Origin of the sequence: Marinimicrobium sp. (genome assembly GCF_002695945.1) — a bacterium.
Lineage (GTDB): Bacteria > Pseudomonadota > Gammaproteobacteria > Pseudomonadales > Cellvibrionaceae > Marinimicrobium > Marinimicrobium koreense.
In genome coordinates, this window is the sequence record NZ_NZQP01000063.1 from 1 (window position 1) to 14,281 (window position 14,281).

The 14,281-nt window shown below is 59.2% G+C and carries 11 protein-coding genes; 5 read left to right on the forward strand and 6 right to left on the reverse strand.

Translation table 11 applies throughout. The features are described from left to right. The first annotated feature begins 334 nt into the window (after positions 1-334). Positions 335-2,953 carry a bifunctional aconitate hydratase 2/2-methylisocitrate dehydratase gene (gene acnB, locus CMG77_RS14460; RefSeq protein WP_286804323.1) on the forward strand — a complete coding sequence of 873 codons (2,619 nt, stop codon included), beginning with the start codon at positions 335-337 and terminating at the stop codon, positions 2,951-2,953. Positions 2,954-3,078: 125 nt separating this feature from the next. Here acnB and CMG77_RS14465 read toward each other — a convergent pair whose 3' ends face one another. Further along, the gene (locus tag CMG77_RS14465; RefSeq protein ID WP_286804322.1) at positions 3,079-5,538 is read right to left on the reverse strand and encodes a pectinesterase family protein; all 2,460 of its coding nucleotides are present in this window, start codon (positions 5,536-5,538) and stop codon (positions 3,079-3,081) included. A gap of 150 nt (positions 5,539-5,688) precedes the next feature. On the opposite strand from CMG77_RS14465, the gene CMG77_RS14470 reads away from it, so the two are divergent. The 3 genes from CMG77_RS14470 to CMG77_RS14480 all read left to right on the forward strand — a co-directional run bounded on the left by CMG77_RS14470 (position 5,689) and on the right by CMG77_RS14480 (position 8,453). After that, positions 5,689-6,426 carry a dienelactone hydrolase family protein gene (locus tag CMG77_RS14470; protein WP_286804321.1) on the forward strand — a complete coding sequence of 246 codons (738 nt, stop codon included), beginning with the start codon at positions 5,689-5,691 and terminating at the stop codon, positions 6,424-6,426. A gap of 98 nt (positions 6,427-6,524) precedes the next feature. Beyond that, entirely contained in the window at positions 6,525-7,547 is a 1,023-nt protein-coding gene (locus CMG77_RS14475; protein WP_286804320.1) for a DUF3080 family protein, read from the forward strand. Positions 7,548-7,616: 69 nt separating this feature from the next. Next, entirely contained in the window at positions 7,617-8,453 is an 837-nt protein-coding gene (locus tag CMG77_RS14480; RefSeq protein WP_286804319.1) for an SDR family oxidoreductase, read from the forward strand. Positions 8,454-8,495: 42 nt separating this feature from the next. On the opposite strand, the gene CMG77_RS14485 is transcribed toward CMG77_RS14480, so the two are convergent. The 5 genes from CMG77_RS14485 to CMG77_RS14505 all read right to left on the reverse strand — a co-directional run bounded on the left by CMG77_RS14485 (position 8,496) and on the right by CMG77_RS14505 (position 12,229). Then, the gene (locus CMG77_RS14485) at positions 8,496-8,954 is read right to left on the reverse strand and encodes a methylglyoxal synthase (protein WP_024460280.1); all 459 of its coding nucleotides are present in this window, start codon (positions 8,952-8,954) and stop codon (positions 8,496-8,498) included. 28 nt (positions 8,955-8,982) lie between these two features. Continuing rightward, positions 8,983-10,005, reverse strand: a complete 1,023-nt coding sequence (locus CMG77_RS14490; protein ID WP_286904954.1) for a quinone-dependent dihydroorotate dehydrogenase — start codon at positions 10,003-10,005, stop codon at positions 8,983-8,985. A 57-nt stretch (positions 10,006-10,062) separates the two neighbouring features. Then, positions 10,063-10,284, reverse strand: a complete 222-nt coding sequence (locus CMG77_RS14495) for a DUF2835 domain-containing protein (RefSeq protein ID WP_123637450.1) — start codon at positions 10,282-10,284, stop codon at positions 10,063-10,065. Further along, positions 10,281-11,168, reverse strand: a complete 888-nt coding sequence (locus CMG77_RS14500) for a substrate-binding periplasmic protein (protein ID WP_286804317.1) — start codon at positions 11,166-11,168, stop codon at positions 10,281-10,283. Before CMG77_RS14500 ends, CMG77_RS14495 begins: the two co-directional genes overlap by 4 nt. A 122-nt stretch (positions 11,169-11,290) precedes the next feature. Continuing rightward, positions 11,291-12,229, reverse strand: coding sequence for a DUF2254 family protein (locus CMG77_RS14505; protein ID WP_286904956.1), 939 nt, complete (start codon positions 12,227-12,229; stop codon positions 11,291-11,293). A 170-nt stretch (positions 12,230-12,399) separates the two neighbouring features. Between CMG77_RS14505 and CMG77_RS14510 the strand changes: the two genes are divergently transcribed. Continuing rightward, complete coding sequence (locus CMG77_RS14510; RefSeq protein WP_286904958.1) at positions 12,400-13,944, forward strand: glutamate synthase-related protein; 1,545 nt, start codon at positions 12,400-12,402, stop codon at positions 13,942-13,944. The last annotated feature ends 337 nt before the right edge of the window (positions 13,945-14,281 follow it).

Consider the following 14,281-nt stretch of genomic DNA (forward strand, 5'->3'; position numbering starts at 1 on the left):
GCCCCCATGGACGGGTTCACGGCGTGTCTCACAAGGGTATGCCCCGGCGGAGCGCTTTATCCAGAGCACCAAGTTCGATCACCAATCGTTCTCGGTTGGATTACTCACGTCAGACCAACCCAGCGGGCAGGAGCGGGCGGGAGCCGATCCGGGCGCCCTACACAGTTAAGGGGGGTTGCTGTATAATCCGCCGCCGTTGAGCCGTGCCATCAACCGCCTCCCGGGGCGCGGCGCCGGACCCTGGGTCCACTCGCATCCATGACGGTCATGGATAGTCTCTCAAGGCAGAGATCCTGTTGAGAGAGTAACCCCACAAAATCAGAGGAACTCAATCGTGCTTGAAGCCTATCGTACTCACGTCGCGGAACGCGCCGCGGAAGGCGTACCCCCCAAACCGCTGAACGCAGAACAAGTTGCCGAACTGGTCGAACTGCTCAAAAACCCACCCGCTGGCGAAGAAGAGACCCTGGTCGAGCTGATCAGCCATCGCGTCCCCGCCGGTGTGGATGAAGCCGCTTACGTCAAAGCCGCTTTCCTGAGCGCCATCGTGAAAGGCGAAGCCGAAACCCCTCTGATCTCCAAAGAACACGCCGTCAAACTGCTGGGCAACATGCACGGCGGTTACAACATCGAAACCCTGGTCGAGCTGCTGGACAACACGGCTCTGGCTCCCCTGGCCGCCGACGAACTCAAGCACACCCTGCTGATGTTCGACGCTTTCCACGACGTGGAAGAAAAAGCCAAAGCCGGCAACGAATTTGCCAAAGGCGTTCTGCAATCCTGGGCCGATGCCGAGTGGTTCACCAAGCGCCAGAAAGTCCCCGAGAGCATCAAGCTGACCGTATTCAAGGTCACCGGTGAAACCAACACTGACGACCTGTCCCCAGCCCAGGACGCCTGGTCCCGCCCGGATATCCCGCTGCACGCCCTGGCGATGTACAAAAACGAGCGCGAAGGCCTGACCCCGGACGAACCCGGCACCATCGGCCCGATCAAGCAGATCGACGAGCTAAAGAAGAAAGGCTACCCGCTGGCCATGGTGGGGGATGTGGTCGGCACCGGCTCCTCGCGTAAATCCGCCACCAACTCCGTGCTCTGGTACATCGGTGAAGACATCCCGGGTGTGCCCAACAAGCGCACCGGTGGCGTCTGTATCGGCAGTAAAGTGGCGCCGATTTTCTACAACACCATGGAAGACGCCGGCGCGCTGGTATTCGAAGCGCCGGTGGACGACCTGAACATGGGCGACGTCATCGAAGTGCGTCCCTATGAAGGCAAGATTCTCAATGGCGAGACCGGCGAGCTGATTTGCGAATTTGGTCTGAAGTCCGAAGTACTGCTGGACGAAGTCCAGGCCGGCGGCCGGATTCCGCTGATCATCGGTCGTGGTCTGACCGGTAAGGCCCGCGAATCCCTGGGCCTGGCCCCTTCCGACCTGTTCCGCAAGCCCGAGCAGCCCAAGGACACCGGCAAGGGTTACACCTTGGCCCAGAAGATGGTCGGCAAGGCCTGTGGCATGGAAGGTGTGCGCCCCGGTACCTACTGCGAGCCCTACATGACCACCGTCGGCTCCCAGGACACCACCGGCCCCATGACCCGCGATGAGCTGAAAGACCTGGCCTGCCTCGGCTTCTCCGCCGACCTGACCATGCAGTCCTTCTGCCACACCGCCGCCTACCCCAAGCCGGTGGACATCGACACCCAGCACACCCTGCCCGACTTCATCATGACCCGTGGCGGTGTGTCCCTGCGCCCGGCGGACGGCATCATTCACAGCTGGCTGAACCGTATGCTGCTGCCCGATACCGTGGGCACCGGCGGTGACTCCCACACCCGTTTCCCCCTGGGCATCTCCTTCCCGGCCGGTTCTGGCCTGGTGGCCTTTGCCGCGGCTACCGGCGTAATGCCGCTGGATATGCCGGAATCGGTTCTGGTGCGCTTCAAGGGCGACATGCAGCCGGGTATCACCCTGCGTGACCTGGTCAATGCCATCCCCTACTACGCCATCCAGAAGGGTCTGCTGACCGTCGAGAAGAAAGGTAAGAAAAACATCTTCTCCGGCCGCATTCTGGAAGTGGAAGGTCTGCCGGACCTGAAAGTCGAACAGGCCTTCGAAATCTCCGATGCCTCGGCCGAGCGTTCCGCCGCCGGCTGTACCATCAAGCTGGGCAAAGAGCCGATCATCGAGTACCTGAAGTCCAACATCACCATGCTGCGCTGGATGATCGAACAGGGCTACGGCGACGTGCGTACCCTGGAGCGTCGTGCGCGCAAGATGGAAGAGTGGCTGGACAACCCGGAGCTGATGGAAGCCGATGCGGACGCAGAATACACCGAAGTGATCGAAATCGATCTGGCGGAAATCACCGAGCCGCTGCTGGCCTGCCCGAACGATCCGGACGATGTGAAGAAACTGTCCGACGTGCAGGAAACCAAGATCGATGAAGTGTTCATCGGTTCGTGCATGACCAACATCGGTCACTTCCGTGCCGCCGGCAAACTGCTGGAAGCCACCAAAGAGGAGCTGGCCACCCGTCTCTGGATTGCACCGCCCACCAAAATGGACGAGCACCAGCTGATGGAAGAAGGCTACTTCAACATCTTTGGCAGCAAAGGCGCCCGCACCGAAATGCCCGGCTGCTCTCTGTGCATGGGTAACCAGGCGCGAGTGGCTCCGAACTCCACGGTGGTATCCACCTCCACCCGTAACTTCCCGAACCGTCTGGGTCAGGGTGCCAACGTCTACCTGGCCTCGGCCGAGTTGGCCGCGGTAGCCGCCATCACCGGCAAGCTGCCCACCCCGTCGGAGTACCTGGAGTACACCAAAGGCCTGAACAGCATGGCCAGCGATATCTACCGCTACCTCAACTTCAACGAAATTGAGGAATACCAGAAGTCGGCGGACGAAGGTAAGCGCATCGCGTCGGTGCAGATTGAGGAAGTGGCGGTGTAAACCGCCCTACCCTCATCGCCCACAAAAAAGCCCGCTGGCGTGAGTCAGCGGGCTTTTTCATTTTTGTGGCGTCGCACAAACTTGCCAATGAGTGGCATAACGCCGTCGTTGTCAGCCGACCCTGTTTACGGCTGAGGGTTCCAGCCTTCGCCACCGTTATAGGTAGAGAAAATTTGCTCCCTTGAAGAGAACTCGGTTTCGTACTCCTGCTGGCTCAGTGAATAGCTCACCCAACCGCTGGTATCCAGCGGGTCGCCATTGATATCCATGCTGTTGTATTCGCGCCAGCCGTTAGTGGCAGTGGCGGTTTCCGGGTTGGGAGTCGGGTCGGTGTGCCAGGCACTTGAACGGATGTGGTCATCCATCCGGGTATTGACGAATACCACATTGTCGAAATAGTCCTGACTGCCGCCGCTGCGCGCGAGGGCAAACGTATTGTCAGCCACATTGGCACCGGTCGGTCCTTCACCGCGGGTCAGCTCGCTGTTCAGGAACACAAAGCCTTTGACGCTGTCCGGTGTGCGGGCCTGAAGGATATAGCCACCGCTACCGCCATCGGAGCGACCCACCGTGCGAATCTCACTGTTTTCAAACAGCGCCGCCTCCACATAACCCCAAATGTAATCCACGTTGCCAGCAACCAGGGACTCATAGAACCAGCTGTAACCTTTAAGCAACAGGGTGTCCTGCTCGCTCAGAAAGGCAGCGTCTTTGGCCACCAGGCGATGGGGGCTATTGAAGTAAATGGTTTCGGCCTGACCACCCTCCCCGACAAGGGTGGTATTCTCGATCGTGAGGTGCTCAAGAACCAACAGGTCCGCAGACTCGACCAGGAACAATGGGCGACCACTGGTGCCACCATTGAGCTGCTCGTTGTTGCGGTACTCGATGCGGGTATTCTCCCGGCTCTCGCCGCGCAGGGTGAGGTTGTTCTTGTTGCGCAGGTACAGCGGTTCACGGTAAGTGCCGTTCATCACATTGATGGTCACCGCATCGTCTTTGCCCAACTCCAACATGGCATAAGACAGTGCGCCCTGCACCGTGCGGAAATCCGCCTCGCCGGTTTCGGCCACCGTCAGCTCATTACCGGAAGGGGCATCCGCCGTGGTGCTAAACGTCCAGGCGGCGTCTTTACCGAGACCTTCAAATTCAGCCCCATTGAGGGTGCCGTTAATCACCCCATCGGCAATGGCGACATAATAGGTTTCGCCGGGCTCCAGAACTCCGTAATGGGGCGCGATCACCACGCTGTTGCCCTCGACCCAGATCTGCTCCGTGTTGAGGGTGCGCGCACGATCGGCCGATGGCAGGCTGTCCTGCTCGCCCAATACACTGATATTGTCGATCACAGCGTCATCACTGGCGCGGTAAATACGGGCCGAGCCCGCCGCACCGAGCGTGGGAACATCGTCAAAGGTCAGTTTGATCCGGGTATCGCGCAGAATATCGGTTGCACCAACGGCGGGAACAACTCGTTCAGCCAGATCGTAAACCGCGGTTGGCTGGACGAACGCCGGAGTGATTGTGGCTTCAATGGTTCGGATCAGAGTCGCATCAGAGCCGCTGGTAAAGGTGATGGTCGCCTCGCCCTCGGCCAAGGGGCTCAAGTGCACCTGATTGCCCTGCACGTCGACACCGACCACCGCCGTATTCGAGGACTCGACGCTGAACGTATCCGGATCCCCATTGCTCTGCACCGCCGTTACGTCGATCACATAATCATCGGTCTGCGCCTCGGCAATCCATTCACTACTGGCCGGATCAATGGTCAACTGCACCGGCTTGTTGGCCGGATCACCGATGACCACATCATCAATCTCAAACGACTTGTTGGCGGTAAACAGCCCTATATCGCCAATACCGGTGTAGTCGGTATCGGTATGGGAGCCGACATTCTCACCATTGAAGTAGACCGTCAGGGTATCGCCGATCAACTCAAAACGGACCGTGTACCACTGCCCGCCCTCCAGCGTATCTCTGGGGCCCTGGACGATTTCCCGGCCCACCTGGACCGGACGATCGATCGTGCCGTCCACCGACTTGGCGATCTCCACCTTGGTACTGTCGGTGTTGTTCTGCACATTCAGACCCGCGGCATACCAGTTACCTTCACTGTGATAGCGTGCCATCAGGTACAGGAACTTGTTTCCGGTGGTGCTGTTTTCGCGGGGGCGTATCCGCGCTTCCACGTAGTAGTCTTCCGACGGGATTTCAAGAGCGCTCACGTCGATAAAGGCCAACTCGCCGCCCTGACTGGCGGCGGTGAAGCGCAACACGTGGTTGTCGCCATCCTCCACCACATCGAAGGTACCGTTGGGTTCACCCTCCGGGTTATCCGGGGACGACTGCAGAACCCACTGATCGGCCGTGCCATCGGAGAAGTCGTCACAGAAGTACAACCCGCTCTCCGGGCAGACAAATACCGTCGACGCCGGCTCTGACGAGGCGCTCGCGCTGCTGGAGGAGGCCGGATTGCTTGAGGATGAACTGCTGGAGGAGGAACCGTTTTCCGGGGATGAAGAGCCGCCACAGGCGGCCAGCGCACTGCTCAACAGCAGCACGTACAGCCATTTTGGTTGATTCATTGTTTTTACTCTCACGTAATTATTTATAATATGTCATATCAAATGACCCCCAAATAATCTCAGTCGCTCGCCGGCCGGTCAAGCCCCCGGCTTAGGCTCTTTGGTTATACTGTGGTATTTCCCGACCACCCGCTATTGACGGACCCGACCATGCTGATACAAAACGACCATGTCGATCTCGACACTCCCACCGGCACCATGCGCACCTACGTGTACCGCCCCGCGGCCGAAGGTCGCTATCCGGCCATCATTTTCTACTCGGAAATTTTTCAGCAGACCGCCCCCATCGCCCGTTCAGCGGCGATCGTGGCCGGGCACGGCTTCGTCGTCCTGGTACCCGAGGTGGCCCACGAGCTGAATCCGATTGGCACCGTGCTGGGCTACGACGACGCCGGCAAGGAAAAAGGCAACAACGACAAGTTCGCCAAGCCGCTGAAGGATCACGATAGCGACACCGGGGCTATGGTCGCGTTTCTGGAGAAGCAGCAATACTACTCAGGCGCAGTGGGCAGCATGGGAGTCTGCCTGGGTGGGCACCTGGCCTTTCGCGCCGCGTTGAATCCGGCGATCAAGGCGGCCTGCTGTCTGTACGCCACCGACCTGCATTCAAATACCCTACCGGCACCCGACGAAGACCAGACCCTCGCCCGGGCCGGCGAGATCCAGGGGGAGCTGCTGATGATCTGGGGCCGTCAGGACCCACACGTTCCGGATCAACCTAGGGCGGAGATCAATCGCGCTCTCAGGGACGCGGGCTGTACCTTCAGCTGGCTGGAAGTCAACGGCCAGCACGCGTTCATGCGCGATGAGGGCGATCGCTACGATCCGGAGTTGGCATTGCAGTGCTACCAGATGGCGGTCAGTCTGTTTCGGAAAGCGCTGCGCTGAGAGCGGTCAGGGACCCTGACGGTATTTCGCCGCCAATGTCCTGAGCCCACCGCACCCGTGGCTCGTCCGTATCGGTTTCGGGAGCGTACAATAGCGGTATGCGTGTTATTACCTGCCTGCTAACGACTGCCCTGCTATCCGCCTGCCAGCCAACGCCGCCGGCCGAGGCGATGCTGGACGACTACCTGACTCGATTATCCAGGGTGTTATCCGTAGATATTCCCGCCATAGCCGCTGAGCCCGCACCCCGTATGCCGCCACCGCGGGAACTGCAGGTCGAGCTGGAGCCCCTGTCCATCAATCTATTGGATTTCTGGGGGTTTCGTCAGTGCGGCCTGGCCGAGGTACTGGGCGAACGCAACAGTATTCTCGGGCGGGTGATGGTCCCCTCCCAGCACCTGCACATGGACGGTCGTATTCTCCAGCGACTGCGCCATTGCATCCGGACACTGGACGACGCAGAACTGGTGGCGCTGGCCGAAGACCTCGAGCGGCGCAAGCAACAGCAGTGGCCGGCTCGCTACTGGAATGCCAGTGCGGCGGCACCGGAGCTGCGGGCTTTCTGGAGCCCATCCACCACGCCACTGGAACCCGGCCGGGAGGCCACTTTCCAGGAAGCGCTGACCGCCCTCGCCTTTCTATCGCGATTGCCAGAGCGCCTGGAACAGCAACAGTGGCCGGAACGTCCGGAGCTCGAATCGCAATACAAGGCGCTGGAGCAATACGCTCTGGGCGGCAAACTGCTGCAGAGCCTGGTGCTTGGCGAGCGCTATACCCAAGCGGCCAACCGGATGCTGGAACGAGCCCATCAGCAGAAAATGCTCTGCCCGGCGGGCCTGCCGAAGCGAGAGCTCGAATACGCCCGCAACGTCATGGTGAAGGTATTTGTGGGTGAGGTTCAGCCCTGGCTGGCGGCAGTCAATCGTCGAGCCAACAACGTCATGACGCACTATGAAGCGCTGCTGGACCAACAGTCCGCCGAACTGAGGCCTGCCATTGAGCCATTTTTTGATCAAGTGACCACGCAACACCTCGCCTTCCAGAACAGCCTGCGTGACCACGTGGCTCACTGGCAAACCCTGTTCGATGGCTGCGACAGCAAGGCGATTCCGTCGAGGTGACCGGGGCCGGAAAAATCCAGTACACTGCATGCCGTTCTAATGGTTCAACAAACGGCGAGATCATTCCGCATGTCCGACACCAAAACCGTTCTGGTAACCGGCGCCTCCACCGGCATTGGTTACCACTGCGCCAAAGCACTGCAACAAGACGGCTACCGCGTCATTGCCAGCTGTCGAAAACTGCCCGATGTCTCCCGCCTGCAGGCCGAGGGCCTGACCTGCATTCAACTGGATGTTGCGGACTCCGGCAGCATCCACCGGGCCGTCGAGGAAACCCTGCAATTGTGTGACGGGAGGCTGTACGCCCTGTTCAACAATGGCGCCTATGGTCAGCCCGGTGCAGTCGAAGATCTCAACCGGGACACCCTGCGCCGGCAGTTTGAAACCAACTTTTTTGGTTGGGCGGAGCTGACCAATGCCCTGCTCCCCGCCATGATTGCCGCCGGTGAAGGGCGCATCATTCAGAACAGTTCCGTGCTGGGCTTCGCCGCCATGCCTTTTCGGGGGGCTTACAATGCCAGCAAGTTTGCCCTGGAGGGATTGACCGACACCTTGCGCCTGGAACTCGAAGGAACCGGTGTCCATGTCAGCCTGATAGAGCCCGGCCCGATATTGAGTGATTTCCGTAAAAACGCACTGGCGGCGCTGAAAAGCAATATCGACATGCAGAACAGCCGGCATCGGGAAAAGTACGAAAATGCCATTGAGCGTCTGAGCAAAAAGGGGCCCACTCAGCGATTCACTCTGGGGCCGGATGCGGTCTACAAACGCCTGAAACACGCACTGGAAAGTAACCGACCCAAGCCGCGCTACTACGTCACCTTTCCGACCTACCTGATGGGCTATCTGAAGCGGGTGCTGAGCACCCGGAGGCTGGATAAAATCCTGGGGAAAGTGGCCACCTGAGCGACTATCTGTCATTCATCAGACGGTAATCCACGGGCACTTTTATTGTGCCCGTTTTGCCATATACGCTTCGTAGTCCGGAATGGAGCGATCCACTTCGTTGTTGAACAGCGGCGAGGCCACCATGAAATCGGCCGATATCTGGTTGCAGGCCACGGGAATGTTCCACACCGCGGCGATACGCAATAGCGCTTTTACATCCGGGTCGTGGGGCATCGGCTCGAACGGATCCCAGAAAAAAATCAGAAAATCCACTTTGCCTTCAGTGATCAACGAACCCACTTGCTGGTCACCGCCCAGTGGACCGCTGATCAGTTTGTTGATCGGCAGTTGTGTCGCATTGGCGATCACCGTTCCGGTGGTTCCCGTGGCGTAGAGCGTATGGCTCTTCAGGGTCTCCCGGTGCTTGCTGCACCAGGCCACCAGATCCTGCTTTTTGTTGTCATGTGCCACCAACGCAATGCTTTTGTTGTTGGGCAGGGTTACGGTTTTAAATTCCATACTCCACTCGCTTTAGAATCGTTATCGGTTAATCGCGTTTCTCGGCCAGGGCCCGAGTGACATCGGCAATGAGTCGAGGCCCCTGATAGATGAATCCGGTGTACACCTGAACCAACCGGGCACCCGCGGCCATTTTTTCGACGGCACTGGCGCCATCGCTGATACCGCCCACGCCAATAATCGGCAACCGGTCCTTCAGGTGACTGTGCAAGGACGCAATGACATGCGTGCTTTTATCGCGAACCGGCAGACCACTGAGGCCACCGGTCTCTTCACTGTGCGCCAACCCCTCGACCCCTTCCCGGCCAATGGTGGTATTGGTGGCGATCACCCCGTCCATACCCTGCTCCAGCAAGACCTTGGCGACCTGCTCGATGGCCACATCATCCATGTCCGGCGCGATTTTCACGACCAGGGGGACATAGCGCCCAATGGCCTGATAGTGTTTCTGTTGCTCCACTTTCAGACGCTCAAGCATACGGGCCAGGCTGTCACCAAACTGAAGATCACGCAGCCCCGGGGTATTCGGAGAGGAAATATTGAACGTGATGTACTCGGCGTGTTCGTACACCCGATTGAGACAGAAGAGATAGTCATCAACGGCATTTTCCAGAGGCGTGGTGGCGTTCTTGCCGATATTGATTCCCAGGATACCGGAATAACGACGACCCTTGACCTGCTCCCCCAGGTGATCCACACCCAAATTGTTGAACCCCATCCGGTTGATGATCGCCTCTTGCTCCGGCAGGCGAAACAGTCGCGGCTTAGGGTTTCCCGGCTGGGGCTTGGGGGTGACCGTGCCGATTTCGACAAAGCCGAAACCGAGCGCGCCCAGCGCATTGAAATAATCACCGTTTTTGTCGAGTCCGGCGGCCAGGCCCAGAGGGTTGGCAAAGCGCAGCCCCATGACTTCGACCGGGTTGTACGCCGCTTTGGGTTTGAACAACGGCAGCAGCTTCAGACGCTCTGCCGCCCCCAGCCAGTCCAGGCTGATGTGGTGAGCGGTTTCAGGGTCCAGTTTGAACAGGGCGTTGCGAATCAGCGAATACATGCAGGGGCTCTTTGCAGCGAGGTGAAACAGCGTCAAAGGATACTGGATTTCGGGTTTCTAGTCGATTTTTTCGATTTTCTTGAAGCGATTGTCGGCATCGAAATGAATCCGGAATCGGCCCCGGATTCCCTCGCGGGTAACAAACTGCCGCAGTATCGGCGCCGGGAAGCGTACACTGCGGCCATCGACGGTCTGGGCAAGCACGCTCTGAGCGCTCCCCTGGTACCAGCGCTGATATTCATCCGGGGAAATATAGAGATTGACGATTACGGCGTTCAAGGGCGATACCACAGCTCCGGGCGGTCCAGTGGGGTGTCGGGCGTCATCAACGGGTTGTCCAGGCGAATGAGGGTACGCTCATTGAGACGGGCCCGCTTCAGACTCTCTCCGAAGTGTGCCATAAGCACCCGATCAAATGAACCATCGTCAATGGCGGCCAACAGACCGCGCTCGATCGCCTCGGCCAGGCGCTCGTTGTTCCGGCGTACAAAAAAGTAATACGCCGATGGATAGACCAGAACCACATGTTCATCCACTGCCAGCTCCAGCTCGGAGAACACCCGCTGCTCTTTCCAGACTTCCACCACCGAGCGGGGAAAGTAGTCGACCCGACCGGCGTACAGCATCTTGAACATCCCCTCCCAGTGGGGCGTGCGGATCACGGGCAGACCGTTATGTTCCAGAATGGCGCTATCTGGCCAGTCATGCCCCTGGACGGTTTTCAGGTCTCGCAGCGGTGCCAGGTCAGTCATGTTGGCAAACTGGTCCTCGTCGCCCGAACGAACCATCAGCAATCGCCAGCCGATCAACCCTTTGAACAGCGGCACCCGAATGGGGCGCAACACAGTCTCTCGGGTCTTGTTGGTATTCATCCAGTGGATGTCGTACATGCCTTTCGCCACAGACATAACACTGCGACTCTCACGAAAGTTTGATAGCGTGACGGGATCCAGAACATACTCCTCCCCCGCCTTATCCAGCGCCAGGGTCAGTAGCTCCAGAAAGTAGTTGGGCCAAGTCTGGCCGTATTCTTCGCCCAGCACCGGGTATCGAATCACCAGTGCCTCACCCTCAGCGGTATTGCTGTCGGCCCAGGAAGCACCGCTCAGTACCACTGCCAGGAGCACCCCTTTCCACACCGTTTTTATAACCTGAAGTCGCATTTTTTCTCGCCCTATCCGCATAATAGTTATTAATCATCAAGAACTGCGGAACCATAGGCACAATAACGAATTCACGCACCAATTCAAAGCACGACGCATCGCCATTTTCAACCGAAGGGTCGTCAGGTATCGACAGTTTTGGACAGCGCGACGGCGCGTACCGACGCCCGGTCCTCGGCCAGGTCCATGGCGCGATCTGAACGCGCCAGTGCCAGTCGGGAGTGCCGGGTTGCGGCGCAGACCATGGTCTGATCCTCCAGAGCCGCAAGAGCACACAGCGCCTTCTGAAGTCGAATCGCCACTTCGGCAATCCCGGCACCATCCCGGGCAATCGCGGTAAAAACATCATCAAACAGATCATCCACTGACAGCTCGGGGACCCATACCCGATCGTACCGTGTCGCGGCTAGCTCGCCCTGCTCCAGGGGCCGGCGCCAGAGGGTGAACAGACGCACCAGGGTGCCAATCACATCGATCGCGGTCCCCGGATCGTTGACGCCGGGAGACAGCGCCTCAGCCGNCGACTCTTCAACCCGNTCAATGGTGTTGACCACCCNCCCNAGCCGGGCAATGCGATCGACCCANCGGACAAAGGTAATGATGACAATGCCAAAGACCCATACGGTCAGGGCAAAGATGGTGAACAGGCCGGCCCCCTGAAAGTAGNCATTTNTGACCGCNATCAGCGCCACCAGACTGAAGATGAAAGCGCCNANAAAGGCCGACAGCGCNNTCTGGNTGACATCNTCGGCAATCACCAGGGGAATGGATCGAGGCGTGGCGGCNGNGCTCGCGGAGGCGTANGCCGCGACCATGGAGCCCACGGCGAAGGTCGCNATCACCAGCATGCTGGATGCCATCACCGAGAGCAGCGNNTCCACCGAGNCGAGNCTGACNNCAGGGAGANTGNCGGCNAANGGNGCGCCNTCTGCGAGCTTGGCCANGAATACACCGCCNACAGAAAGCACGCANAGCGCCAGNGGNTTCACCCAAAGGCGCTCTCGAATTCGCTGGANGAGAAANCGNANCCGGTCTAACNNCAGGAAAGAGGATGGTTTCATAAATNCANATAGGCCTNCCGCCNTTAAGCCATAGNGCCTNAAGCNTAGGCCCGGCACCCTGAAGCGTCAAGCGTTTGGGTTCTGCGGAAAACACATCTATTATTCAANGATAGGCGTACCCAGAGCGCAACCCATCGGTAATACCTGTACCCACATAACAAGGAGCCACCATGAGCCAGCCCGTGATCGCCGACAACAAACCCGCCAAAGTGACACTCAAAAAAGGCGAAGAGTACGCTTTCTGCCGCTGCGGGCGCTCCAAGGATCAACCCTTCTGCGATGGCTCCCACTCCGGAACCGGCTTTACCCCCAAGATGTTCAAGGCCGAAAAAGACGGCGATGCCTTTCTCTGTCANTGCAAGCACACCGACGATGCCCCCTTCTGCGACGGTACTCACAAGCAGTTCAGTGATGATCAGGTGGGGAAAGAGGGGCCTGCCNGGGAAAAGGACGAGCAGAGTGGTGCTCCAACCGCCAAAGCGACNCCGGAGGAGCCCACAGTCGAATTCATTCACCTGCTCGCACGGGAAGGACTGAAAAATCTCGGCAGCCACGGGCCGGTATCGGCCATGGGCGTCCCGCGCAACGAACTGCCCCACTGGGATGACCTCCAGATCATGGTCGCCCAGATGGCGACAAAGCCCCTGATGGAGGATGTCTCCNTTGATACGGAACTGGTGGTCGGGCCCGAGGCGAAAAAACCACTCAGTCTGAAGATTCCCCTATTGGTCTCCGATATGAGCTTTGGCGCCTTATCGGAGGAAGCTAAAGTGGCCTTGGCCAAAGGNGCCGAGCGGGCCGGCACCGGCATCTGCTCCGGCGAAGGCGGCATGCTCCCGGAAGAAAAAGCCGAAAACAGTCGTTATTTTTACGAGCTCGCCAGCGCCAAGTTTGGCTACAAGGAGNAGCTGTTGAGCGATATCCAGGCGTTCCACTTNAAAGGNGGNCAGGGNGCCAAGACCGGCACTGGTGGTCATTTACCGGGTAACAAAAACACCGAAAAGATNGCTCAAGTTCGCCAGATAACCGCTGGCGAACCCGCCACCTCTCCACCCACGTTCAAGGACCTGTCCAGCGTCAAGGATTTCAAGCGCTTCGCTGACCGGGTGCGGGAGATATCNGGTGGCGTCCCGGTCGGTTTCAAATTGAGCGCNAACCATATCGAGCGGGACATTCAATTCGCGCTGGATGCCAGTGCGGANTACATCATTCTGGACGGTCGGGGCGGCGGCACGGGTGCGGCCCCCGAGATGTTCCGCGATCACATCAGCGTGCCCACCATTCCCGCCCTGGCGCGGGCCCGGCGCTATCTGGATGAGCAGAAAGCCAGTGGCCGGGTGACCCTCATCATCACCGGTGGACTCCGNGTTCCCATGGACTTTGTGAAGGCGCTGGCACTGGGCGCCGACGGTATCGCACTGTCCAACAGCGCCATTCAGGCGGTCGGCTGTGTGGGAGCGCGAATCTGCAATACCAACAATTGCCCCGCCGGTATCGCCACACAGCGCGAGGATCTGCGCAAGCGACTCAATGTCGATCAATCCGCCGAGCGTCTGAGNACTTTCTTTGACGCATCGGTGCAGTTGATGAGCGTCATGGCCAGGGCCTGCGGTCACAACGCGCTGCGGGACCTCAACCAGGAAGACCTGGCCACCTGGCATCGGGAGATGGCTCTCCTGTCGGGGGTTCGATACGCGGGCATCGGCACCCCCTGAACCCGCTTGTCTGGAGGCGCCCAGGGTGTGGTTGGCGCCTCCGGAGNAGACGTCACCGCAACATTCGATTATCATGGGTGGACAGACTCAACGACAGGCTCTGATCCGCCCGATGCGACTGACAGCCCTACTGCTTCTATTGGCACTCTGCCAGGCCACCTTCGCCGCCCGGTCAACGGAGGCGGCGGAAGTGGTGGTCGACATCCCCTATATGGAGCGGGCGGGGCTGCACCTGGACTATGCCATTGATTTGCTGACCCTCGCCCTGGCGCTGTCCGANCAGCGCTATGGCCCCTATAAAATCGTGCAGCAGCCGTCCCAAACCGTTATCCGCCGT